Origin of the sequence: Xanthomonas sp. 3075, assembly GCF_014197275.1 — a bacterium.
In the GTDB taxonomy this organism is placed as follows: Bacteria; Pseudomonadota; Gammaproteobacteria; order Xanthomonadales; family Xanthomonadaceae; genus Xanthomonas; species Xanthomonas campestris_B.
The window spans coordinates 404438-426704 of record NZ_JACIFI010000001.1 but is presented as its reverse complement, the minus strand read 5'-3'; the positions used below and the strand labels follow the sequence as shown (position 1 = coordinate 426704).

The 22267-nt window shown below is 58.6% G+C and carries 21 protein-coding genes, 1 tRNA gene and 2 pseudogenes; 8 read left to right on the top strand and 16 right to left on the bottom strand.

Annotated features, from left to right (window positions below):
• Positions 1-3 precede the first annotated feature (3 nt).
• Together GGR62_RS01930 and GGR62_RS01925 are read left to right on the top strand one after the other, a co-directional pair.
• On the top strand, positions 4-2202 hold the full coding sequence (locus tag GGR62_RS01930) for a DEAD/DEAH box helicase (RefSeq protein ID WP_184406289.1): 2199 nt from the start codon (positions 4-6) through the stop codon (positions 2200-2202).
• A gap of 15 nt (positions 2203-2217) precedes the next feature.
• Positions 2218-2949: a hypothetical protein gene (locus GGR62_RS01925; RefSeq protein ID WP_260305316.1), complete on the top strand. Its 732-nt coding sequence runs from the start codon at positions 2218-2220 to the stop codon at positions 2947-2949.
• A gap of 58 nt (positions 2950-3007) precedes the next feature.
• Here GGR62_RS01925 and GGR62_RS01920 read toward each other — a convergent pair whose 3' ends face one another.
• The 6 genes and pseudogenes from GGR62_RS01920 to GGR62_RS01895 form a co-directional block, all read right to left on the bottom strand.
• Positions 3008-4075, bottom strand: coding sequence for an ankyrin repeat domain-containing protein (locus GGR62_RS01920; protein WP_184406288.1), 1068 nt, complete (start codon positions 4073-4075; stop codon positions 3008-3010).
• A gap of 92 nt (positions 4076-4167) precedes the next feature.
• Positions 4168-4401, bottom strand: coding sequence for a hypothetical protein (locus GGR62_RS01915; protein WP_104589035.1), 234 nt, complete (start codon positions 4399-4401; stop codon positions 4168-4170).
• Positions 4402-4571: 170 nt separating this feature from the next.
• Positions 4572-5222 (bottom strand): hypothetical protein, encoded by a 651-nt coding sequence (locus GGR62_RS01910; protein ID WP_184406286.1) that lies wholly within the window; start codon positions 5220-5222, stop codon positions 4572-4574.
• A 102-nt stretch (positions 5223-5324) separates the two neighbouring features.
• Positions 5325-5657: pseudogene (locus GGR62_RS01905) on the bottom strand (hypothetical protein); the annotation flags it as partial.
• 249 nt (positions 5658-5906) lie between these two features.
• Positions 5907-6899: a beta-propeller fold lactonase family protein gene (locus tag GGR62_RS01900; protein WP_104575088.1), complete on the bottom strand. Its 993-nt coding sequence runs from the start codon at positions 6897-6899 to the stop codon at positions 5907-5909.
• Positions 6900-7020: 121 nt separating this feature from the next.
• Complete coding sequence (locus GGR62_RS01895) at positions 7021-7938, bottom strand: LysR family transcriptional regulator (RefSeq protein ID WP_184406285.1); 918 nt, start codon at positions 7936-7938, stop codon at positions 7021-7023.
• 107 nt (positions 7939-8045) lie between these two features.
• On the opposite strand from GGR62_RS01895, the gene GGR62_RS01890 reads away from it, so the two are divergent.
• Positions 8046-9209 (top strand): TDT family transporter, encoded by a 1164-nt coding sequence (locus GGR62_RS01890; RefSeq protein WP_075285892.1) that lies wholly within the window; start codon positions 8046-8048, stop codon positions 9207-9209.
• 1 nt (position 9210) lies between these two features.
• Here GGR62_RS01890 and GGR62_RS01885 read toward each other — a convergent pair whose 3' ends face one another.
• From GGR62_RS01885 to radC, 4 genes and pseudogenes are all read right to left on the bottom strand, one after another.
• Positions 9211-9813: a uracil-DNA glycosylase gene (locus tag GGR62_RS01885; RefSeq protein ID WP_184355418.1), complete on the bottom strand. Its 603-nt coding sequence runs from the start codon at positions 9811-9813 to the stop codon at positions 9211-9213.
• A gap of 34 nt (positions 9814-9847) precedes the next feature.
• Positions 9848-10117: pseudogene (locus GGR62_RS21025) on the bottom strand (hypothetical protein); the annotation flags it as partial.
• A gap of 159 nt (positions 10118-10276) precedes the next feature.
• Complete coding sequence (locus GGR62_RS01875; protein ID WP_054088375.1) at positions 10277-10468, bottom strand: hypothetical protein; 192 nt, start codon at positions 10466-10468, stop codon at positions 10277-10279.
• Between the two features lie 70 nt (positions 10469-10538).
• Complete coding sequence (radC, locus tag GGR62_RS01870; RefSeq protein WP_184355421.1) at positions 10539-11018, bottom strand: DNA repair protein RadC; 480 nt, start codon at positions 11016-11018, stop codon at positions 10539-10541.
• Between the two features lie 603 nt (positions 11019-11621).
• On the opposite strand from radC, the gene GGR62_RS21020 reads away from it, so the two are divergent.
• Together GGR62_RS21020 and GGR62_RS01860 are read left to right on the top strand one after the other, a co-directional pair.
• The gene (locus GGR62_RS21020; RefSeq protein WP_322634019.1) at positions 11622-11840 is read left to right on the top strand and encodes a GNAT family N-acetyltransferase; all 219 of its coding nucleotides are present in this window, start codon (positions 11622-11624) and stop codon (positions 11838-11840) included.
• Between the two features lie 95 nt (positions 11841-11935).
• The gene (locus GGR62_RS01860) at positions 11936-13069 is read left to right on the top strand and encodes a hypothetical protein (RefSeq protein ID WP_184355423.1); all 1134 of its coding nucleotides are present in this window, start codon (positions 11936-11938) and stop codon (positions 13067-13069) included.
• 292 nt (positions 13070-13361) lie between these two features.
• Here the strand turns inward: GGR62_RS01860 and GGR62_RS01855 are convergent, their stop codons facing one another.
• The 4 genes from GGR62_RS01855 to GGR62_RS01840 form a co-directional block, all read right to left on the bottom strand.
• Positions 13362-13757, bottom strand: a complete 396-nt coding sequence (locus tag GGR62_RS01855) for an H-NS family nucleoid-associated regulatory protein (protein WP_184355425.1) — start codon at positions 13755-13757, stop codon at positions 13362-13364.
• A gap of 129 nt (positions 13758-13886) precedes the next feature.
• Positions 13887-15407: a site-specific integrase gene (locus GGR62_RS01850; protein ID WP_184355427.1), complete on the bottom strand. Its 1521-nt coding sequence runs from the start codon at positions 15405-15407 to the stop codon at positions 13887-13889.
• Positions 15408-15494: 87 nt separating this feature from the next.
• Positions 15495-15584: transfer RNA gene (locus tag GGR62_RS01845), tRNA-Ser, on the bottom strand.
• A gap of 279 nt (positions 15585-15863) precedes the next feature.
• Positions 15864-16877: a LysR family transcriptional regulator gene (locus GGR62_RS01840; RefSeq protein WP_184406325.1), complete on the bottom strand. Its 1014-nt coding sequence runs from the start codon at positions 16875-16877 to the stop codon at positions 15864-15866.
• 100 nt (positions 16878-16977) lie between these two features.
• Between GGR62_RS01840 and GGR62_RS01835 the strand changes: the two genes are divergently transcribed.
• A complete protein-coding gene (locus tag GGR62_RS01835; RefSeq protein ID WP_184406284.1) occupies positions 16978-17559 on the top strand; it encodes an NAD(P)H-dependent oxidoreductase in 582 nt (193 codons plus the stop codon).
• Between the two features lie 230 nt (positions 17560-17789).
• Here the strand turns inward: GGR62_RS01835 and serS are convergent, their stop codons facing one another.
• Entirely contained in the window at positions 17790-19070 is a 1281-nt protein-coding gene (gene serS, locus GGR62_RS01830; RefSeq protein WP_184406282.1) for a serine--tRNA ligase, read from the bottom strand.
• Positions 19071-19182: 112 nt separating this feature from the next.
• Between serS and GGR62_RS01825 the strand changes: the two genes are divergently transcribed.
• Both GGR62_RS01825 and GGR62_RS01820 read left to right on the top strand, forming a co-directional pair.
• Entirely contained in the window at positions 19183-19845 is a 663-nt protein-coding gene (locus tag GGR62_RS01825; RefSeq protein ID WP_184406280.1) for an energy transducer TonB, read from the top strand.
• A gap of 248 nt (positions 19846-20093) precedes the next feature.
• Entirely contained in the window at positions 20094-20657 is a 564-nt protein-coding gene (locus tag GGR62_RS01820) for an energy transducer TonB (protein WP_184406278.1), read from the top strand.
• Positions 20658-20930: 273 nt separating this feature from the next.
• Here GGR62_RS01820 and aroA read toward each other — a convergent pair whose 3' ends face one another.
• Entirely contained in the window at positions 20931-22244 is a 1314-nt protein-coding gene (gene aroA, locus GGR62_RS01815; RefSeq protein WP_184406276.1) for a 3-phosphoshikimate 1-carboxyvinyltransferase, read from the bottom strand.
• Positions 22245-22267: the final 23 nt, after the last annotated feature.

Sequence of the window (22267 nt, the reverse complement as noted above, 5' to 3'; positions counted from 1 at the left end):
TCCATGAGCCAGTCAAGCGCGTTCTCGCTTCTTTCGCCAGGCATCCAGCGCTACTTGTGGGCAGAGCAATGGGAAGCCCTGCGGGATGTCCAGGAAATGGCCATCCCACTGATCCTGCCTGCCGATCAAGATGTGATCGTGGCTGCTAGCACTGCCTCGGGCAAGACGGAAGCGGCCTTCCTGCCCGCGTTGACCTATCTTGAACAGCAGACCCCAGCGGGTTTGATCGTTTACATCAGCCCCTTGAAGGCCTTGATCAATGATCAATTCGGTCGATTGGAGCGACTGTGCGAAGACCTCGACATTCCGGTGTGGCCGTGGCATGGCGACATCAGCAGCACAAGCAAACAACGCTTCTTCAAGAAACCGCATGGCGTCGTTCTGATCACACCAGAGTCGCTGGAAGCGATGCTATGCAATCGAGGCACCTCGGTTGCGGGCATATTCAAACACCTGGCTTACTTTGTGATCGACGAGCTGCATGCCTTCATCGGCAGCGAGCGCGGCAAACAACTTCAATCCTTGCTACACAGGATCGATACCGTCGTTGGTCACAAAGTGCCTCGCATTGGGCTATCGGCAACATTGGGTGACATGCAGGCTGCGGCGCGCTTTCTGCGTCCAGCGGGCACCGCCGCGATTGTCGACGCCCCTTCCGATGCGTCAGAACTTCTCCTTATCATCAAAGGCTTTGAAGAACCTGTTCCTCAAAAGGGCGAAGCTGATGACAAGAAGGAGAAGCAAGAACTAGCACCATTGGCTGTGGCCGAGCATTTGTTCAAAATCCTTCGAGGTAGCAACAACCTGGTCTTTCCCAACAGCCGCCGTGAGGTCGAGCGCTATACACACCTGCTCAATGAGCTTTGCGAGAAAAGCGGCGTTTCGCGCGAGTTCTGGCCTCACCATGGCAGTCTTTCCAAAGAAATCCGTTACGACACTGAGGCTGCGCTCAAACAAAAGAATCAGCCAGCGACTGCCGTTTGCACCAACACGTTGGAGCTTGGCATCGATATCGGCGCGGTCAAGAGCGTTGCCCAGATTGGAACGCCCCCTACCGTTGCCAGTCTCCGTCAACGCATGGGCAGATCCGGAAGACGCAAAGGTGAAGCTGCGATCTTGCGCGGCTATGTGATTGAAGACGCCATCGACTCGCAAGCGGATCTTCGAACACGCCTGAGGCTCGACACCTTCCAGACTTTGGCCGTAGTCATGCTGCTCACCGAAAAATGGTATGAGCCGCCTGTGGTCAAAGATGCACATCTTTCCACCTTCATCCAGCAGCTCCTTTCCGCCATTGCGCAGTATGGCGGCCTGACTGCACCTCAGGCATTCCAGTTGCTGTGCGCCCCCAGTGCCCCTTTCAATCAAGTGTCTCGTGATGCGTTTGTCGAGCTCTTGCGCCATTTGGGGCAGCACAACATCTTGATTCAAGACGGATCTGGGCTCTTGTTGCACGGATCTGTCGGTGACCGTATCGTCAACCACTACTCGTTCTATGCAGCGTTCACGGTCGACGAAGAATTTCGGATTGTCGCCGCTGGCAAACCGCTTGGCACCCTGCCCGTCTCTCAGATGCTCACGACCGGCCAGCGTATCTTGTTTGGTGGGCGCACCTGGCTGGTCGAGCAAATCGACGAAGGCCAGAAGACAATCTATGTGTCTGCCACCAAAAGTGGCGCGCCACCGTTGTTCAGCGGCGGCGGCGGACGCGTGCATACCAAAGTGCGTCAAACCATGCGAGCGATCTATAAGGGAACACTGACGCCGACGTTTGTGGATGCATGTGCGCAGCGCTTCATTGACGAAGGACGGACCAGCTACCAGCAACACAGCTTGGATGATCAACTCTTTCTGGATAGGGGAAGCGACATCCTGCTTCTCACTTGGCTGGGCGATGCGGCCAACGATGCAATCGCTTGCTTGCTCAATGCCAGGAACTTCAAGGCTCAGGGTAGCCGACTGGGGGTCGAGATCACGCGGGGTCCGAATGCCCTTGAGAACATCGAGACAGCGCTCAAGGCGATTGCCGCTGCACCAGCCCCATCCATTGAAGTGCTATTGGCAGGTGCGAAAAATCTGGCCAGCCAAAAGTGGGACAGTCTGCTTTCGCCTCACCTGCTTCAAGTGTCCTATGCCAGCTCGAACCTCGATCTCGATGAAGCAATGGATTGGCTAAGGAAAACCTTCTTGTCCAGCAATTAATCGACCTCGAGAACCATGCGTCATACAGAAATCGTCAAATCAAACCGTCCCATCACGCCACCGGAAGAGCGAGGCAAGTTGCTCTTTAAGCGATCGTGGTCCATCACCCGTTTCGTCGGCAGCCTCGCTGCCATGACAACTCTGGCTGGGGTTGTCCTTCATGGCTGCGGTCATGTCGCATACACCACCTATCTCGATGCATGGGGTGTTCAAGCTGATCTCTTCCCGCAATCTACCGATTGGAAAATTGTGAATGGATACTATGCCATTGTGCTTCAAGGCGTTGGCATTCTCCGATCTGTCCCGTGGCGCGTTCCGATCACGTTTTTTCTCATGCTCTGGTTCGCGATCTGGCTCTACCGTCTACCTACCGGGCCAGCAATCAACAATCGCATCACTTTATTCATTCGGGAACGGCCATGGCTAAGCGGCATCGTGTCCTCAGCCGGCATGGCCGCATCTGTCGTTTATTTAGGAGTGATGCTTTACTTGGTTGGCCTGCTTGTTGCGATCATGCCAGGCTTGGTCGGAGAGAGAGCCGGGAAAGAGAAAGCAACCAAAGAGAGGCGACTCCTCCTTGGACCAGTGTTGACAAGCGATTCAGAACTCTGGGAAAAGGGTGAGCGAAAGATCCGAGGCCACATCATTGCCAGCAGCTCTGACCTGATCGCCATCTACGACACTGACCTCCATCAGGTCCGAACCCTATCGCGTGGCGATTGGGAGATACGGAGAGCAGGTCCTTAGAAGTAAGCAACGGAGTGAGGATGCCGATGACATCCAGGCGTATTCCTACAGCATTAGCTTACAAGCGTGCGCCGCGAGCAGGGCTCTTCTCTATTGAACTTGACGTATTGCTCTGCGCAAATCTCTTGCGCTCGTTGGATTGAAGCTCTCTGTGCTGCTTCGTAGCGTCAAGTCTGGCAATCGCTTCATCAAGCTTGGCTTCGATCTCTTCGTCCGAGATCAATTCGCGCACGTGATCTAGGTTCACTCGGCGAACCAGAACATCCGCCACTTCATCATGGTCATTTTGGAGTGCAGCAAACAAGCCGGCCTCTGGATAGGCGGTCTTGTGGGCGAACTCCAAGATCGACTTGACCATTCCTGCATCGCCCTTCGTTGCTGCAGCGAACAGTGCTTTCTCGCCAAAGTCGCGCGGCGCATGGCCTGTTCTGACGATCGCCCAAAGTATCGTCCGCACCAGCTGTTCATGGCCTTTGGCAACAGCAACATTGAGACCCAACGAAAACGTGTCTTCCGGATCTGGAAGACCAGCTTCGATCAAGAACTCAACGACCTCGGCATGATTGTTCTCGGCCGCCGCCGCAAAGCCATGCAGCGCACATTGGATCTTCGATGAGAAAGGCAACAAATGCTTGACCGCTTCCAAGTGACCCTCTCGACAAGCGGCGATCAGCGCTCGACTGCCCTGCGCCTTGGCATCTGAGAACAGGACCAATTGAAAGACCACATCCGCATGACCATGACGCGCTGCCTCATACAGCGCCTGAGAATCGCCTTGCAAAGGACTACACTCCTTGAGCAGGCGTTTGACACACTCCGTGTGCCCGTGCCTGGCAGCAAGCACCAATGCCTCGTCATCCTCTGCGTCGCAAAATACCATGAGCTGCTCCACTGCCCGCGCTGAACCCGCCTTGGCAGCCACATCAAGCGGATAGACCGCAAACGACTTCGACAACAGTGGCACCAGTTGATCAACCAAGCCTTCTTTGCCGCTCTTGATTGCCACCTCAATGGCGTAGCGTGCTGCAGCATCAGCATCATCCTGAGCCCGACAAAGCGACTGCACATATGCCTCGCTTCCCCGCTTCACTGCCTGTCTAATACTATTTCTAATTGCCTGTTCCATTTCGTCTCCTTCTATTCAATCTAAGGCCATCACGCCTTCCGTCAAGACCAAAGCGTGATGGCATCCATCGATTAGATCGGCAGAAACTGAACTCACAAATCGTCGATGTCAGGAACATGGTCCTCGTAGTCACACGCAATGAGCGTGCCGGTTTCATCTTCGATGCGATGGATCTCAGGTGCGCTAAACCATTCTTCGAAATCGAACTCACTGTTCGCAATCGTGTCGACATCGCATTGAGCAAGCGCCTCCTGCGGCGAGCTTGCTTCAACTGTCATGTAGTGGGCGACTTGGACCGTCGCATTGATCTCGATGGTGTATTTCATCTTGCTCTCCGCGCTTGACGACTTGCCAAGCTTCGGAACGCAATCTATGCATCGCAGGCACGTCGCTACAGGACGAAATCGCCACGATCGCTGAACATCCATTCATCCGTCGCCGATAACGCCAGCGCCCGGATGCACCAGGCAGCCAATACGTGGGGTGGGCCGCCGCGCTAAACGGGCTTCGTGTCTTCGTCTAACTCTTGGCGATCCAGCCACGCCATCTTGGCATCATGGACCGCCATCAGATGCAACCGGTAGGCGTTTCGCCAACGCCTCTTCTCAGGGTTTGATTGCCAAGGCAGCGCCAAGGCTTGATCGATGGTCAGGGCCAAGATCGTTGCGCCTTGCTGGAAAGCTTCTTCGATCACACTCATATCGAGCCCCGTGATGCCCGCATGTGAGATCACGCTCTTGATCTTGCCGGCCGACGCGCGGATCACAATGAAGGGAATGCCTTTACCCGTTCGACCGAAATTGCCCGAGATCGGCTCTTGGATCTGCTCTCGGGCTTTGGTGACTTGGGCATACCACGTCAAGAGTTCTACCTTAGCAATCGAGCGTGGCGTGCTCTTGCTGATCAGAAACGGATTGCCGTGCTCACGCTTGAACTGGTCGAATTGGCGTCTCGGGATGCCGAGGTAGAATTCCGCCATGGCTTGCGTGAAGCGCGTCGTGCTCGCCGAGCGATCAAGTCGTTGCTTCAGGCCATCGAAATCCTGGCTGGTGATGATGGCCTCGCGCTCATCGCGCTTTGCGATGACTTCAAGCGCAGCCCGCAAAAATCCGTCTTCGAAGCTTTCCGCCTTGCTGATATTTGTCATCCAAACCGTCCTTCGTTCAAGTCTCACTGCAAGCAACTTGCACCGCAAGCTTGCCACTCATCAGCCTGACAGCCTGTGGGCGATGGCGCTTGCCTGAAAATCCTAACGTATTCGTGGAGGAAGCACAGCGGGAAATCCGTCCGACGTCTTGGCAACCCAGCGCACCGCCTCTTGGCTACCTGCGGTGATTGCGAGTTGCATGTGAGCCATCACGACCAACGCGTTGCTTTGTTTGACCACAACTTCAACGAGTTCAAGCGGGAAGCCCGTTCGCAACCGATGAAGCGCGTGTGCACCCGCGTGGACAAACGAGTTGAGTGCCGTCCAAGAGTATTTCTTAAACTCCAAAAACACCCGCAGCGGCTCGGCTGCCTGCGTCACCGCTTCAAGAGCGATCAGCATCTTGGATAGCGTTGGCAAACGAGCCGCTAACGTGGCCGGCTTGGTCTTCTCGGTCAACGCCCATGTGCTGGACGAAGACAAGTTAGCAGGAGCGTTGCTCCAACACCTGGACGCCCGCAAAGAACCCAGTGTCAGGCAAGCCGCTCGTTTGCGAGGTGCCGCGCGGTCCGCATTACCAAGCACTTAAAGGGCTCACGATCTGGCAATTCAAGAAACGGGAGAGGACGGTGGGAAAAAGGCGGACGGCACAGCGCCGCCCTCTTCCCGCAAACGCTGTGCTCCTCAATCGGCTGTCAGTGTTTTGCTCACCTTGTTCGTTGCCAAGTCAACGGCCGAAAGGCTCAGATCCTCGTTAAGGACATACGCCTTCTTGAGGTCCTTGCTGAAGACAATGGCCTGCCTTGGGGCTTTGAAGCCCGAAATTGTTCCAGTCACTTTCAGCGTCTGCGTGTCGATGACCGACAAAGTATTGTCCGCCATGTTCCCTGAATAAACGTGCTTGCCATCGGGCGTGAGCGCTGCGCCGTAAGGGTCCTTCCCCACGGCAATAGTGGTGGTGATCGAACGCTTGGCCGTGTCGACCACAGCCACGGTGTTGCTGCCGCTGTTGGCGGCATACAGCGTTTTGCCGTCCGACGAGATGGAAATCGCCCGCAGTTTGTTGAAGCCGGTGATTTCGCCTTGAATCGTGTTGTTCTTTGTGTCCAGCAAGCTGATCTTGTCGCCCTTGAAATTGGTGACGTAAGCCGTTGCACCGTCTGGGCTGATACGGATGCCCTGGCGAGGCTGCGAGAAGCCAGTCACTACCGCCACCGGGCGGTCACTGTTCAAGTCGAACACCGAGACCGTGCTGGCCGCTTCGTTGTTGACATACAAAAGGCGTCCGTCTTTGCTGAGGGTGGTTCCAAAGGCCCCGGCACCCAACGGAAGGTCGGCAACCGTTTTGAGCGTCTGACTATCGATTTTGCGCACCACGCCCAAGCTGCTATCGGAGACGTAAAAGAACGCGCCGTTCGGTGAGAACACGATGTTTCGGGGCGTGACGTAACCCGATAAAACCCGCTTGGACTTTCCCGCCTTGAGGTCATACACCACGATTTCCGGGCGCTGACTGTAGGACACCACTGCCGTCGCCTCATCCGGGCTGACAGCAAGCGAGTTGTTGCGGATATCGCCGTCAAAGGTCCACCGTTCCTCGGCCGCTTGGGTGCCCAGCGATACAGCCATCGCGCCGCCGAAAACCAAGCCGACAATCGTTTTTTGTAACAGGTTCATCGCATCCTCCGGTTCTGCGCGACTGCGCGCGTGATCGTTCTCATCGCAGCAATCTGCTGGACCTCACTACTCTGGCCCATGGCAACGAAGAAGGAAAACAAATTATTCCTGTTTCACCGACCTATTTTTTAGGTATCTTCTTTTTGGGGTCTCGCCCCATTTCCAGGCACTGTTCCCAAGCTCCGGCCAACCCCTGAGAGATGAACTTGTCGCGGTGCTTGACCAAGTAGAACTGACGGGCCAACGAGGGAAGCACGCCCTCAAGGGCCACCAGTCGCCCGGAAGACAGCAAGTCGCTCACCACCCAACGGGAGAGGCAACTGACGCCGATTCCCTGGACTAGCGTGTTTTTGATGGCCTCGGAACTGCCGATCTGCTGCGTGTTGGCCAGGTCGCTTAGATGGCGCAACAGAAGCGCCTCGACTTCTTCCCGGGTGCCAGACCCTTGCTCTCGCAGCAGCCAGTCGGCCCGGCGCAGGTCCGCCTTGGTGACTTTCGAGGCCTTGGCCAGCGGATGCTGGGCCCCCGTGACGATCAGCAGTTCGTCCGTCAACCAGGGCTCGGCATGAAGTTCCGGAAGATGAGAAGGGCCTTCCAGGAGCCCCATGTCGAGTTGGAAGTCGGCGACCTTTCGCGCAATCGCGGCGTTGTTGGCCACGTCGGCGTCCACGTGAATGTGGGGGGACGACTCGCGCAAGTCGGCAAGCAAACGGGGCAAGACGTAGTTGCCGATGGTCGTGCTGCAGCCGATCCTCAGGCGAACCGGACGATCGGAAGCGCCGGGGCGGTAGCTGGTTTCAATCTGGCGTGCGCCGTCGAGCAGTTGCCGTGCCTGCGGCAGCAGGCGTTCGCCTTCGGCATTGAGCAGCAACCGCTTGCCGACTCGGTCGAACAACCGCGTTTCCAGCACGCTCTCCAACTCGTTGAGCGCAGCGCTCGTGGCCGACTGCGAAAGCGCCACCGCGGCGCCGCCGCCAGTGGTGCTGCCATGCTCGGCCACGGCGCAAAAGATTTGGAGCTGACGGAGGCTGACCTTCATTTCAATCCACCAAACAGGTAACTATTACCAATATTACCCGTTTTACAGATATATAAAGCCGCCCTAGACTCTACCCGTTCCCAACACCCCGCTGCGAGGCTGCTGCAATGAGTGAAAGCAAACTGATGGCCATCATGGGCGGGCACCGGCCCCTGGCCGCTCTTTCCAACCCTCGCGAGGCCATCCGGCAGTTCACGCCGAACTGGTTTGCCGCGACCATGGGCACCGGCATCCTGGCGCTGGCCTTGGGCCAACTTCCCTTCCCGTCCCCGTGGGCCAAGGCCCTTGGCGAAGCATTGTGGTGCTTCAACATCGGGCTCTTCATTTTGTTCAGCACGCTCTACGCCAGCCGTTGGCTGCTGTTTTTCAACGAGGCCAAGCAAATCTTTGGCCATTCCACCGTTTCCATGTTCTTTGGGACCATTCCCATGGGGCTGGCCACCATCATCAACGGCTTGCTTCTTTACGGCCTGCCTAGGTGGGGAGCGGATGTGCTCCCGTTGGCAGAGACGCTCTGGTGGGTCGATGTGGCCATGTCGTTGGCCTGCGGGGTGCTGATCCCCTTCATGATGTTCACGCGCCAACAGCACAGCATCGACCAGATGACCGCTGTTTGGCTGTTGCCGGTGGTGGCGGCCGAGGTCGCGGCCGCAAGTGGTGGGCTGCTGGCTCCCCACCTCACGGACGCCGCAAGCCAATACCACGTGCTGATCACCAGCTACGTGCTGTGGGCATATTCGGTGCCGGTGGCCTTGAGCATCTTGGTCATCTTGCTGCTGCGCATGGCGTTGCATAAGTTGCCGCACGAAAGCATGGCGGCGTCCAGTTGGTTGTCGCTGGGCCCCATCGGAACCGGCGCGCTGGGGATGCTGGTGCTGGGCACGGATGCCCCTGCCATCCTGGCTGCCCAAGGCCTCGAGTCGGCAGGAAGCATGGCGGCGGGATTTGGCCTCATCAGCGGGTTGTTGTTTTGGGGATTGGGATTGTGGTGGATGGTGCTGGCCATGCTCATCACCGTGCGCTACCTCCGAAACGGCATCCCGTTCAACCTCGGCTGGTGGGGGTTCACCTTCCCGCTGGGCGTGTATGCGGTGACGACACTGCGTCTTGGTGCCACGCTGCACCTGAACTTCTTCGAGATCCTGGGCACCGCGTTGGTGGTGTTGCTGGCCATCATGTGGTCCATTGTCTTCGCCAAGACACTGGCCGGCGCCTATCGGGGCAACTTGTTCGTTTCTCCTTGCATCGCTTCGCTCAACAAGGGGAGTTGATTCACGCTTCGCGTGGGGCAGCGGGAGCGGTCTGAAGCCAGCGCTTGGCTTCACTCAGGACGGACAAGATGCGCTTGGTAACCTCGGGGCTGGTGCAGATCGACAGCGGGCTGGGGTGAGGCATGCCGAAGAGGGCCAACAGAGGGAAGCTCTCCTTGACACTGGGCATGCACTGCTGGGCGATTCGCCCCGCAAAAACAATGCTGTGAAGCCTGGGAAGGCGGGAAAGCACGTCCAGGAGCATCACCGTCCCTTCCTGTAGATCTGCCTTCCTAAGTGGTTTCTTGGTCTCACCTGCCGATGGCAGCCATGGCACCGCGTTCCAAAGGATGGTCTCGTTGCGCGGCAATGCCACCTGCTCGAGGAAGTGTTTCAAGTTTTTCTGCGCAGGAACCGGATTGTCTCGCGACACAAAGCGCGGCGTGGCGGCATGGCGAGCGGTTCTTTCCAGCAACACCATCACCCGAGCCCTTTCACCCCCATCCAGCGGGTCGAAAAACGGCAGCGCTCGACCACGCTGGCATTGGCCTCGGACCCACTGGTTGAGGCTTCGAACGTGAGCACTGTCGACCAGCGTGGCACGGTCTGAGGTGGAATCAGGCATACAAAAGTGGAGTGACCGATTTCATAGCGCCGTTTTAGTATCGCTCAAATGCACTTCCTCGTTTTCCATCGGACATGCCATGCCGAAGATCGACATCAGTCATTCGTGGCCCCTGCTCCTGCTGGACGCTTTGCTGCTGCGTCTGCTCCATCGCCTGCTGACGGACCTGATCCTGCTTGATGGTTTCGGCCTGCTGCAGGTTCTGCTGGGCCGGCTCCAGGGAGGCTTCGCGCCCGTCGACATGAGCATGGAAGAACGGCCTTTTGTCTCCGAAGGGCGCGTAGACGGCGAAGACGTTCTGGGCACTCGCCGGTCCTTGAGCACAGGCCAGAGTTCCTAACGAAAGGGTAAGCACCGCAATGCTGCGAATCAGTAAGCGCAAGCTGGGCCTCCGTGAGTGCTCGATGTCCTTGGTTGCCACCAGAGTCTAACCGTCAGGTGAGGCGTGCGTCCCAGGATGGAATCACGCTCTCAAATCACTGGCACCATCAGCACCGTCTACGACTGCGAAGTCACTTGCCAGCCATCCGTAAGCATCGCTAAGCGCATCGGCGATGTCTGCTTCGCTCTCGCATTCGACCGTGGCTTCCATTGGCAACGCGGGACGCTTGCCGTCGGTCTCCCACACAATCCCGCGCACGTGAAACGCCTTCATTTCCTGCTCCTTGGACGTGCATCTGCCCTGGCAGGCTAGCGTCGGCAGGCTGCGCAGGTGAAGGGTTGGGCTATGCCCACCCCCTTGCCGCCAGGCTGGTGTGCTGCCGTCCACCGATCACCAAGTGATCCAGCACCCGGATGTCGAGGAGGCCCAGAGCCTGCTGCAGGCGCTCGGTGACCTTGCGGTCGGCTTCGCTTGGCTCCGGATTGCCGCTTGGGTGATTGTGGAAAAGGATGACGGCAGCTGCGTTCAATTCCAGGGCGCGCTTGGCGACTACTCGGGGATGAATATCGCAGCCGTCGATAGTGCCGAAGAAGAGATGTTCGGTTGCTAGGATCTGGTGCTTGATGTCCAGGAAGATGACCCCGAAGACTTCGTGACTCAGATGTGCGCAGCGGGCAACCAAGTAATCGCCGGCTTGGTCGGGGCTGTGGATCTTGCCTTGCCGTTGAAGGCGTTGTTCCAGGATGGTGGCTGCTGCGAGCAAGATGCCCTCCTCGTCCATCTGGAGTTGGTATTGAGCCTTCAGGTCTTGGGTGCGCTTCATCGGTTCTTCTCCACCAGCGCGTTGTGCGCCTCGTGGGAACCGACAGGCGAAGCGTCCGGCCCTACCGCACCCGAGAGCGAGCACCGCGCAAGCGGCGCACAGTGAAGGGCCGCAACAAAGCGCCAGCGACGAGAAGGAGGCCTGTCCTTGCGGTCGGGACAGCGAAGCCAAGATTCCCTTCAAGAGGCCAAGCGCTGGTGGAGATGAAAACGCTGAGACCCAAGCTAGCTGGCAGATGCCTACCTGAGTAAAGAGAACAGCTGTAGGGTTATCGGCACTGGGTCTATGGGACAAAGCACCGTGCGCATGGCCCAGGCTTGCGCTTGCGCATTAGCTTTTGTAGTGCGCTTACGTGTCTGAGGCAAACTGGCCGGCTGGATACGACTCGGACCTACCGCTCTCGCGACTTCGCCTTATGCATGGTGGTCTTCGATGGCAACGTGCCTGCGTTTTTCTGCACTGAGGAAAGACTAGGCGTGGTGCGATTTCTAGCGCACTACGCGCCGCCTGGCACTATCACGTCATTGAAAGTGCAGGTGAGGTGGTTGCCTGCGCGGGCTACTCCATCAGCACGGGTGGCACGACAGAAAGCCTCGGCTGGGCATGGTGCATCCGCTGCTACAGCGCCAGGGCTTGGGAACACAGCTGCTCATGGCTCGCCTTGAAGCGATACGTCTTACGCCGGACATTGAGCGAGTCGTGCTGGATACCAGCCGACACACGCACGCGTTTTATGCCCGCTTTGGTTTATCGTGCGGCAAATCGTGCCGGATAGCCATGGTGCAGGCTTGGATCATGGGGAAGTCACGACTAACATTATGACACTTGCATTACGCCATTTGAGCAACCATCAATACCACGCTCAAAAAAAGCAAAAAAAACATAAACACACCTTCCAAGCAGTTAAGGACTCTTAAATGCTTTACGCATCTGATGATTCAATCTCAAAAATCATGTCACTCAAGCTAAAACCTAGACCTTTGGACTACGCTTATTCTTACGAGGAAGCAAATGAAAAATGGTCAGGATTAATCAACGAAATTGACTGGGTCGTCAGCAGCCTACTTGTTTCGGCAAAAATAAATGCAAATGTGACCTTTGCAGTAGTGTCATCCCAGAGTCCTTTTCAAGCCATGCACATTGGAAAAGACGACTTTGTAATACTCGTTGACACTCGCACGTTCGAAACATTGCTTTCCCTATGCTTACGAGTTCAATCTCTAGAAGCTGTTAACGAGATAATTAGAGCACCTCACATAAGTGAGCCGAGAGACTTTTCAGGCAAATTCTTGATGGATATTGCCAAAGAAATTGTATTTCACACCAAAGACCCCGAATATCTATTACTACCATCACAGCCAAAATACATCTATCAGGCAGCTTTATGTTTCATCGCGGGTCATGAACTTGCACATATTTCCAACGGACACCTGGATTTCATAAAATCCGCAGGATTTATTCATCACTCAAATACGATTGAAGAGAAAGCACTGACTCTAAAAACACTTGAAATGGATGCCGACACTACTGCGACCTCGTCGGTCATAAAAGTATTTGAACCCATAATCGAACAAGTAAGAATTCAAAATAACCTCCCTAAATCTGAGCGCGACACCGCCGAACGATCAATTAGAGCCGGATACGTTCTAGGAATATATATAGCGCACCTCTATCATGACGCGTTAACTCTTAACTACCTGCCGAAAGCACACCCAATGACCTATTCCCGCTTCATGATATCTATATATGTTTTGAAGAGATTCTATAGCAGGCAGTTCCCTGATCAATTTCACCTCCCTGATGATGTCCGCAAGGCGCTAACCGATGCTTTTGCGAGTCTAAGTGGCAGTTTGGACAATCTTTGCCATCCCATTGCAGCGAATACGGAGATTTATGATCTTAAGGATGACAAATCCACATATGAATATCAATTTTCTGGCGAATTGATCGCGCTAGATTTTCTCGAACCGCTACATGAAAGGTGGGCACTTATCAGGCCTGAATTAGAACATCTCCAGCGAGGTGGGTTCTTAGCCCGTGCGATTGTTTAAATTTTCCGTTTCGCATACGTAAAAATTCAATTTCACCAAAATCGGATAGCACCAAATATATTTAACATCTGCGCACTGGCACGGCATAACAGATAGTCGGCTGCAACTTAAATCGTCGTCCTTGAAGAATACGTAGAGTTCACTACTACCATGCTGGATAGCGACTTGACCCTTGAATGGGCTTAACGTTTTTTGGGTAATTTTACGATTTTAGCTTGCGCCTAAAGGAAGCCCCCTACCCCCAAGGTTCTGCACTAGGGCAAAGGCCTCGCATGGCGAGGCCTCTTCATATTCACCCGGGATACTTAGGAAACTTTTCATCTGGGTGCTTGGCTTTCCACTCTTTGTAAGACGCACTGCCCTGCCAAATGGTGAAAGCCTTAGGCGGACGACCACGCCCTGACCATGTCTCCTGATTGTGTGGCAACCAATACTTGGGCGCTACTTCCTTTCTTGTGGAAGCACCCTTTTTAGGCTTGACCACATCAGCGCCGATCAGAGCCGCAATCTCGGACTTCTGCTTTGCACTGAAATGCTGGGTGTATTGGTCGAGAAGCTTGACGATCTCCGAATAAGCTTCAGATGATTGCTGCTGGCGTAGCTGAGCTTCCTGCTCTTCCAACTTCCGAATTTCTTCTGCCAATTTTTCCTTGGCAGCGGCAAGGGCACTCAAAGACGCGGTTGTCATTCAGGACTATTCCAATCGGTTGACGGTTGATTAGCAAATTATTCGGGAGAAATTTATCGCAGCAAAGCTGTGTCTGGTCAAGTCAGCAAGCTCAACTCTTTGGCTTTAGTAGCATGTTTTCGCAACAGCCTAAGGAACTGGCCGAATACGCCTACAAGATACAGCTTTCACGCCGCCGTTTGCACTCAGGCATCTGCGAAGAAGCTCGACGTTCAAGTCGTAGTGCAACGATTTCAAACCAGGAGAGTGCTTGCTCAAGCCGTTGAGCTTTTCTGCGACGGTGAAATCACGGCTATACGTCGCGTGGTGCTCGTCGTCCAATTCATGACCCACGATCTGAGCGCGCAACTCCGAAGGACACCCAGCCCCCTGCAACTCCTGGATCACCGACTTGCGAAGCGAGTGAAAACCACGCTTTGCCTTCGGCCACTCTTTTCCGATCTCGGCGAGATGGCGACTGAACGCCTTGGTGATCCAATTGCCGGCTCCATTCTTGGCGTCCGCCCTCGCTTGGGGGAACAGTCGCTTGTGTCCAGCCGCCTTACAGGTATCGACCCACTCCATAAAACCTAGGGCCAAAAGATCCGGATGCAGCGGCACCGTGCGCAAACTCACTTCGGTCTTGACCTTCTGGTGCTCGCCTTCATCCGAAATCCGGATGCAAGGGATCTTGCCCTCTTTGAACACATCAGCCACCAACAGCTGCCCGACTTCTGATGCTCGCGCGCCTGTATAGAGACCAATCAAGGCTGCCCATCGGGCATTAGCCGAGAGTCGTTCGAAGTTGACTGGCGAGAAGATCGTTTTGATTTGCTCACGGTCATAGGCTTTGAACCCAAGCTTGCGCCTGGCACGCTTCTCTCGCACGGAGTAGCTCACATGTCCGGATGCGGGGTTGTCGCCTTTGGGGTAGTAGCCAGAGGCAATCGCCCAATCAAAGAAGCCGCCCTTCCCTCCCACATAGCTTTGCTTGTTTGTGAGTGTTGGTGTCGAAGCACCCTTCTCCCGCATGTGCTGATACCAGCGAGCCAAATCAGGTCGCGTGATCGTGTGGAGCTTGGTCTTTGCCCCCAAAAAAGCGACCAGCGAATCAACAGCCGCCATCTTGATCGTATAGGTCTTGGGGAGGGTGCGACTCTTGATGGTTGCCAACCAAGCCTCGCGCGCCTTCGACAAAACAATGACCTCGGCCACCTGCGGCAGAGAAGCTTTCGGTTGAACGGTATGACCAGGGTCAAGAGCGCCGATGGCGGCGACTTCTGCCGCATTGGCCCATGTCTGACTCTTGCGGAAGAGCCGAAGATCTTCGTCGTTGTCGATCTGCCAGCGCTCACTGATCGTGCCATCCGGTGCTTGCGTGCGATGCAAGGTGAGCTCACGAAGCGAAGCTCCATGGCCTAGGCGCTCGACCAAGGCTTCCATGTCTTTCTTGCCCAGCTTATCCACACGTCGATCCCTCAACACGTCGAAGGCCTGAGCATAGCCTGCGGCAAGCAGCAATGCGCGCAGACGCGCACTGGCAAGCTCGCTGGTGTGGAGGGTTCGTTTGATGACCTTTCGGTCGAGCACACGCTGCAGATCGACAGGCACGCGCTGACGAAAAGCCCAGTGACCCGTTGGAGAGCGAGTGAGGTGATGAGGGATACGCATCGGGGAGATGTGTCCCGATTTGTGTCCTGCCGTAGACCTTCATCAAGCTGGAAATAATTGTTAAAAATCAACAACTTAGATCCAAATTGGCGGAGAGAGTGGGATTCGAACCCACGGAAGGTTTGACCCTTCGCCGGTTTTCAAGACCGGTGCCTTAAACCGCTCGGCCATCTCTCCGATGCTGCTTGATTCTGCTTTGCACGATCCTCGACAAAGCATCGATGAATCACGCACGCGCCACGCGCGTTGCGAATGGCGCTGATGGTGACCGCCGCTGGTGCGGTGTTACCTACCCTGGGAGCGCTCCCGGGCGCGTATTCTCGCATGCCCGGGCGCACTTTGCTAAACGCGTCGGCGTGCTGGGTTGACGCGCTACTGAGCGCTGCCAGGTTGCGCAGCGTTGCCAATCGGCCTGCCGCTTCGGCAACGTCAACGCTGACGACTTAGACGCATCCCTCAGCCGGCTTCGGCGACCAGGCGCGATGCGGGACCGGCCGCACGCTTGAGCTTTTCGGCCAGCTCGGCGCAATTGCCGCCGCAATCCAGGCGCGAGCGTTCGATTTCCTGCGGCAGATGTTCGGCCAGGAAGTCGATGAACACGCGCACCGCCGGCAGCAGGCCGCGACGCGAGGCGAACACCGCGTGGCAGATGCCCTGCGGCAGCGACCAGTGCGGCAGCACCACTTCCAGTTCACCGCTGCGCACGGCTTCGGCGCACACGGTTTCCGGCAGCATGGTGATGCCGAAGCCATCGCGCGCCATCGACTGCAGCAGCGGGAAGTCGAAACCGGCCAGGCGCGGTTGCAGGTCCACGCGGCGCATTTCGCCGTTCGGTCCATGCAACTCCCAGCGCTGGTGCGCTTCGTCTTCGCTGGTGCTCATGGTGGTGTGGTTGGCCAGCTCGCTTGGGTCCTTGGGCCGCCCGGCGCGGTCCAGATACTTGGGACTGGCCACCAGCAGCTCCTGCACCTGACCGAAGCTGCGCATCACCAGGCTGCCGTCGTCGTCCAGGCGCGAACGCACGCGCAGCGCGATGTCGTAGCCCTCGTTGATGACGTCTACGCGGCGATTGCTGATGTTGAGCTGCAGCCGCACCTTGGGGTACTTGGCGAGGAATTCCGGCAACAGCTTGGGCAACTGGATCTGCGCCAGCGACACCGGCACGCTCACCCGCACAAGCCCGCGCGGCTCGGCGCTGAGGCGGTCCACCACCTCGCGCGCGGCCTGGGCCTCGGCCAGCATGGTCTGGGCATGCCGGTGCACGCTGGTGCCAACGTCGGTGACCGCAAAGCGGCGGGTGGAGCGCTGCAGCAGACGCACACCAAGATCGGTTTCGAGCTGGCTGATCCGGCGGCTCAGACGCGACTTGGGAATTCCCAGCGCACGTTCGGCAGCAGCAAAGCCACCGTGGTCCACCACCATCGCAAAGTAATACAGGTCATTCAGATCGTGCATGGCACTTACATCCAGGAATAGAACGATACGTGATATTTAAGCACCTTTATCCCACCAGAGCAACGACCTACGCTACGTCCCTCCGCGGCATCGCCGCTCTCAACAGGTCCTTGCCATGAAGCTGCTCCACCTCGATTCCAGCGCGCTCGGCGCCAATTCCGTCAGCCGCGAACTCAGCGCCGCCGCCGTGCAGCAACAACGCCGCTTGCACCCCGACCTGGAAGTGGCCTATCGCGATCTCGACAGTGATCCGGTGCCGCACCTGACTGGCAAGTCGCTGGCACAGACCGATCCCGCCGAAGCCGCTGCCGCCGAAGCGGTGCTGCAGCAGTTCCTGGACGCGGACGTGATCGTGATCGGCGCGCCGATGTACAACTTCTCGATTGCCTCCACGCTCAAGGCCTGGATCGACCGCATCGCGGTGGCCGGGCGCACCTTCCACTACACCGCCAATGGGCCGGAAGGTCTGGCCGGCGGCAAGCGCGTCATCATCGCCAGCGCACGCGGCGGCATCCATACCGGCCAGCCGACCGATTTCCAGGAACCCTATTTGCGCCAGCTGTTCGCCTTCCTCGGCATCGATGACATTCGATTCGTGCGCGCCGAAGGTGTGGCGTACTCGCCGCAACACCGCAGCGACGCGCTGGCACACGCGCTTGCCGGGTTGCAGTCCGAACATGCAGCTGCGATTGCGTAAACGTCGCAGGCCAGCGTGCACACGTAAAAACGGGGCCGTGCTGGCCCCGTTTTCTTGCATCGGCGTTTACCGCCCTGTTCGACACGCATCATTGCCGTGGCGCAGCGTGTGCACCCAGCGCTGCTTTCCCACTTACCGCGCACGCAGTGAACCTGGGTGACGCAGGCTGGAAGCGGCGTCTAGAGCGCCGGGCGATCTCCAATCAGATGCGACATCCCTGCCCTCGCCGCTTACCCGATCCGCTCGATCCCACCCATGTACGGACGCAGCGCTTCTGGCACATCGATCGAGCCGTCGGCGTTCTGATAGTTCTCCATCACCGCAATCATTGCCCGGCCCACGGCAGTGCCCGAGCCGTTGAGCGTATGCATCAACTCCGGCTTGCCACTGACCGGGTTGCGCCAGCGCGCCTGCATGCGCCGCGCCTGGAAATCGCCGCAATTGGAACAGGACGAAATTTCGCGATAGGTGTCCTGCGACGGCAACCAGACTTCCAGGTCGTAGGTCTTGATCGCGGAGAACCCCATATCGCCGGTGCACAGCAACACCTTGCGGTACGGCAGGCCGAGTTTCTCCAGCACCACCTCGGCGCAGCGGGTCATGCGCTGATGTTCGGCGTCGCTATCCTGCGGCGCGCAGGCGGTGACCAGCTCCACCTTTTCGAACTGGTGCTGGCGGATCATGCCGCGGGTATCGCGCCCGCCGCTGCCGGCCTCGGCACGGAAGCACATCGAATGGGCGGTCATGCGCAACGGCAGACGCTCGGCATCGACGATCTCGTCGCGCACGATGTTGGTCAGCGGCACTTCGGAAGTGGGGATCAGATAGCGGCGCGACTCGCCCACTTCGGTCTGAAACAGATCGTCCTCGAACTTGGGCAACTGCCCGGTGCCACGCATCGAATCGGCATTGACCAGCAACGGCACGTTGGTTTCTTCGTAGCCATGCTCCCCGACATGCAGGTCGAGCATGAATTGCGCCAGCGCGCGGTGCAGGCGCGCGATCGGGCCGCGCAATACGGTGAAACGCGCACCCGACAACTTGGCTGCGGTCTCGCCATCCAGCCACCCATGCGGCGCACCGAGTTCTACATGATCCTTGACCGCGAAATCGAACTGGCGCGGCGTGCCCCAGCGCGATTGCTCGACGTTCTCGCTCTCGTCCTTACCGTGCGGCACATCATCGGCCGGCAGATTGGGCAGGCCCAGCGCGATGGTGTCGAGCTTGCCGCGGATCACCTCCAGCGCTTCTTCGGAGGCCTTGAGCTCATCGCCGAAACCGGCCACTTCGGCCATCAGCGCAGTGACGTCCTCGCCCTTGGCCTTGGCCTGCCCGATTGCCTTGGATTTGGAATTGCGCTGGCTCTGCAATTCCTGCGTGCGCACCTGGATACGCTTGCGCTCGCTTTCCAGCGACTCCAGTTCCGCAGTGTCCAGCGAGAAACTGCGCGTGCTGCGCAGGCGCTCGGCAAGGTCGGCGGGATGTTGGCGAAGCAGGACCGGATCTAGCATCGGAAGTCTGTGTGTCGGTTTAGAGGCGTGGGATTATCGCCTGTTCCGCCACCTGCTGCGATCGATTCACCGGGGCTATGCCAGAATTGTCCCGATCCTTCAGGTGAGCCCTATGCCCGCGCCCCGCCCTGCGTCCGATCGCCAGATCGTCCTGCGTCTACCCCGCCACACGCTGAAAATTGCCGCGATCGCCTTTGGCGCCGGCCTGTTGTTGTTCCTGCTGGTGTGGGCCACTGGCCGCAAGGACGACTTCTACAAGGCCTCGCCGGCCCAGCCAAGCGCAGATGCGCCGGCAGACGCCAGCATCGAGCCACTGCCGGCGCCATTGCCGGCACAGGACGGCGCCAGCGACATGCCGCAAGCCAAGCCGCCACAAGAAACCGCGACCCTGGTGGAAACCGCCCCCCCTGCTCCAGCTGCCCCGGCACCGCTACAGGAGACGACGTTTCCCGGTGCGCCTGACACCGCAGCCCCGTCAACCGCTCCCGTGGCCGGCGGCGATCGCCCGGTGCCGATGCAGGGCCAGATGCCGCCGCCGCGCTATCCGTCAGCTGCGCTGCGGCGTGGCGATGCCGGCGATGTGGTGGTGCGCGTAGACGTGGATGCCGCAGGCAAACCAGGCGGCGTGGCGCTGGTGCAACGCAGCGGCTCGCGCGATCTGGACCGCGCTGCAATGGAGGCGGTGCGGCATTGGCGTTTCCATCCGGCCCACCGCAACGGCCAACCGGTTGCCGGCAGCATCGATATCCCGTTTGAATTCAAGCCCGCGCAATGAGCGCGGCGAACGCGGGTTGGCGTCTGCAGCGTCGTTGCGCGCGGACGTTGCAGGTCGCATTGTAAAGACGCGGTTATTCCGCGTTTGCCGCCGTATTTATGTCGCTTTAACGGAACAACGTTGTCATTGCGGCTCAGCTGAACGCCTGCAGAGGCCTGGCCGATAATCCTGCCGCTGCCTTATCTGCGCCTCAGGCAGCACCGACCAGACTGGGACCGTCATCCAACAGATGCGCCAGGAGGTCGGCCATGTCCTTCACCTCGAATCCTTCTTCACACCATGCACCGACGTTGCCGCATCGCGTCTCGCATGCGCAAGGCGGCGGCGCTTCTTCGCGGGCGTGGCTGTGGGCGGCAGCGTTCGTCGTGCTGCTGGCGGTGCCGGCGGGGTGGTGGGCCCGGCATAACGACGTATCCAACGCGGCTGAAACGCATGTGACACCCGCAATGAGTCGGCAGATCCTGCCCACCTCGGACGGCCCGCGTGCGGTGACCATGATTGCGCACCAGCCGGTGCGCGCGCCGATCGACAGCGTCCAGGCCCAGCCGTTGCCGGGCAATCCGATGCCCAGTATTCCCGCAAGCTTGGCGCGCAGCGGTATCGAAGGCAGCCGTACTGCGCGCATGCAACTGGATGTGCAGGGCAAGGTAAGCGAGGTGACCATCGTGGACCGTAGCGGCAGCGAAGATCCGCGTCTGGACGCCGCCGTGATCGAGAGCCTGCGCCAGTGGCGCTTCGAACCTGCAACGCGCGACGGCCATGCGGTGGTCAGCAGCGTCCAGGTGCCGGTGGATTTCAACTCCGAGCTTTGAGCCAGTTCTCGCTGGCTGCTTGCAGTTCGGGGGACACCCATCGAACGCCGTGTTTGTGAGCCACGCACGCCGATGTTGAGCGTGCCGTCGGCCAGCCGTCGTTACGACGACGCGCAACATGGCATCGTGAGCGGCCAACGAAGGTAGCGCGCAACTTCCAGATGGCTGTGGACGGCGCGAAGCAGCCAGCCATGGTCCAGTAGCACATGCCGCCGATCAGGGCATCGGGGTCGCCGTCCACATGACGGCGACGCACGCGCCCTGGTCGCGGCTTCAGGCCGATTCGAGTCCGAAGCCGGCGCCCTGCGCCAAGCTGTCGAAGCCCGGAAACGAGGTTGCGACATTGGCAACATCGTTCACGTGCACGCGGCCGGTGGAGAGTTGGCCGGCAATCGCGAATGCCATCGCGATGCGGTGATCGCCATGGCTTTCGATCACGCCACTGCCAATGCTGCCACCGTGAATGGTCGCGCCATCCGGTGTTTCATCGACCTGCACGCCGAGCGTGCGCAGGCCGGTGGCCATTGCAGCAAGACGATCCGATTCCTTGACCCGCAATTCGGCAGCGCCGCTCACGACGGTCTGCCCATCCGCTGCGGCCGCGGCGACGAACAGGGCCGGGAATTCGTCGATCATGTCCGGCACCAGCGCCTCGGGAATTTGCGCACCATGCAGCGGCGCGTAGCGCACACGCAGGTCGGCCACCGGCTCGCCGCCATGTTCGGCGTGATGTTCTTCGGCAATATCGGCGCCCATCAGCCGCAGTGCGGCGAGCAGCCCAGTGCGGCGCGGATTCAAACCCACCGCACGCAACACCACTTCCGAGCCGGGAACGATGCTGGCGGCGACGATGAAGAACGCTGCCGACGAGAAATCTGCCGGCACCGCGATATCGGTCGCGCGCAGGCGCTGACCGCCGCGCAGACGCGCCTTGCCCGGCGAAAAATCGATGTCCACGCCAAACGCCGACAACATGCGCTCGGTGTAGTCGCGGGTGGGATGCGGTTCGGTCACCGACGTCTCGCCCTGCGCGTACAAGCCGGCCAGCAGCACCGCAGACTTGACCTGCGCACTGGCCACCGGCGACACGAAATCGATGCCATGCAGTACCTGTCCGCCGTGCACGCGCAGAGGCGGCGTGCCGTCGGCGTCGGTCTCGATGCGCGCGCCCATCTGTGCCAGCGGGCCGGTGACGCGCCGCATCGGCCGCTTGGATAAGGATTCGTCCCCCACCAGCACGCTATCGAACCGCTGCGCCGCCAGCAGGCCGGCGAGCAGACGCATGCCGGTGCCGGCGTTGCCGCAATCCAGCGCTTCGCTCGGCGGTTGCAGGCCATCCACGCCCACGCCATGCACGATGCGTTGCGATGCCGACGGCGTGTCGATACGCACGCCCAGCTTGGCGAAGATGGCGGCGGTGGAACGGGTGTCTTCGCCTTCGAGAAAGCCGTCGATCTGCGAGATGCCATCGGCCAACGCGGCAAACATCACCGCCCGGTGCGACACCGACTTGTCGCCGGGAATGGCCAGGCTGCCCTGCAGTGCGCTGCCGCGCTGTGCGATCCAGTGTTGCGTGCTGCTGCTCATGCGTGTGATCCGATTGCTGCGGC

Excerpts from the sequence above, each read along its gene's own strand:
- GGR62_RS01930 (WP_184406289.1), top strand. The coding sequence starts at position 4 with ATGAGCCAGTCAAGCGCGTTCTCGCTTCTTTCGCCAGGCATCCAGCGC.
- GGR62_RS01925 (WP_260305316.1), top strand. The coding sequence starts at position 2,218 with ATGCGTCATACAGAAATCGTCAAATCAAACCGTCCCATCACGCCACCG.
- GGR62_RS01920 (WP_184406288.1), bottom strand. The coding sequence starts at position 4,075 with ATGGAACAGGCAATTAGAAATAGTATTAGACAGGCAGTGAAGCGGGGA.
- GGR62_RS01915 (WP_104589035.1), bottom strand. The coding sequence starts at position 4,401 with ATGAAATACACCATCGAGATCAATGCGACGGTCCAAGTCGCCCACTAC.
- GGR62_RS01910 (WP_184406286.1), bottom strand. The coding sequence starts at position 5,222 with ATGACAAATATCAGCAAGGCGGAAAGCTTCGAAGACGGATTTTTGCGG.
- GGR62_RS01900 (WP_104575088.1), bottom strand. The coding sequence starts at position 6,899 with ATGAACCTGTTACAAAAAACGATTGTCGGCTTGGTTTTCGGCGGCGCG.
- GGR62_RS01895 (WP_184406285.1), bottom strand. The coding sequence starts at position 7,938 with ATGAAGGTCAGCCTCCGTCAGCTCCAAATCTTTTGCGCCGTGGCCGAG.
- GGR62_RS01890 (WP_075285892.1), top strand. The coding sequence starts at position 8,046 with ATGAGTGAAAGCAAACTGATGGCCATCATGGGCGGGCACCGGCCCCTG.
- GGR62_RS01885 (WP_184355418.1), bottom strand. The coding sequence starts at position 9,813 with ATGCCTGATTCCACCTCAGACCGTGCCACGCTGGTCGACAGTGCTCAC.
- GGR62_RS01875 (WP_054088375.1), bottom strand. The coding sequence starts at position 10,468 with ATGAAGGCGTTTCACGTGCGCGGGATTGTGTGGGAGACCGACGGCAAG.
- radC (WP_184355421.1), bottom strand. The coding sequence starts at position 11,018 with ATGAAGCGCACCCAAGACCTGAAGGCTCAATACCAACTCCAGATGGAC.
- GGR62_RS21020 (WP_322634019.1), top strand. The coding sequence starts at position 11,622 with ATGGTGCATCCGCTGCTACAGCGCCAGGGCTTGGGAACACAGCTGCTC.
- GGR62_RS01860 (WP_184355423.1), top strand. The coding sequence starts at position 11,936 with ATGCTTTACGCATCTGATGATTCAATCTCAAAAATCATGTCACTCAAG.
- GGR62_RS01855 (WP_184355425.1), bottom strand. The coding sequence starts at position 13,757 with ATGACAACCGCGTCTTTGAGTGCCCTTGCCGCTGCCAAGGAAAAATTG.
- GGR62_RS01850 (WP_184355427.1), bottom strand. The coding sequence starts at position 15,407 with ATGCGTATCCCTCATCACCTCACTCGCTCTCCAACGGGTCACTGGGCT.
- GGR62_RS01835 (WP_184406284.1), top strand. The coding sequence starts at position 16,978 with ATGAAGCTGCTCCACCTCGATTCCAGCGCGCTCGGCGCCAATTCCGTC.
- serS (WP_184406282.1), bottom strand. The coding sequence starts at position 19,070 with ATGCTAGATCCGGTCCTGCTTCGCCAACATCCCGCCGACCTTGCCGAG.
- GGR62_RS01825 (WP_184406280.1), top strand. The coding sequence starts at position 19,183 with ATGCCCGCGCCCCGCCCTGCGTCCGATCGCCAGATCGTCCTGCGTCTA.
- GGR62_RS01820 (WP_184406278.1), top strand. The coding sequence starts at position 20,094 with ATGTCCTTCACCTCGAATCCTTCTTCACACCATGCACCGACGTTGCCG.
- aroA (WP_184406276.1), bottom strand. The coding sequence starts at position 22,244 with ATGAGCAGCAGCACGCAACACTGGATCGCACAGCGCGGCAGCGCACTG.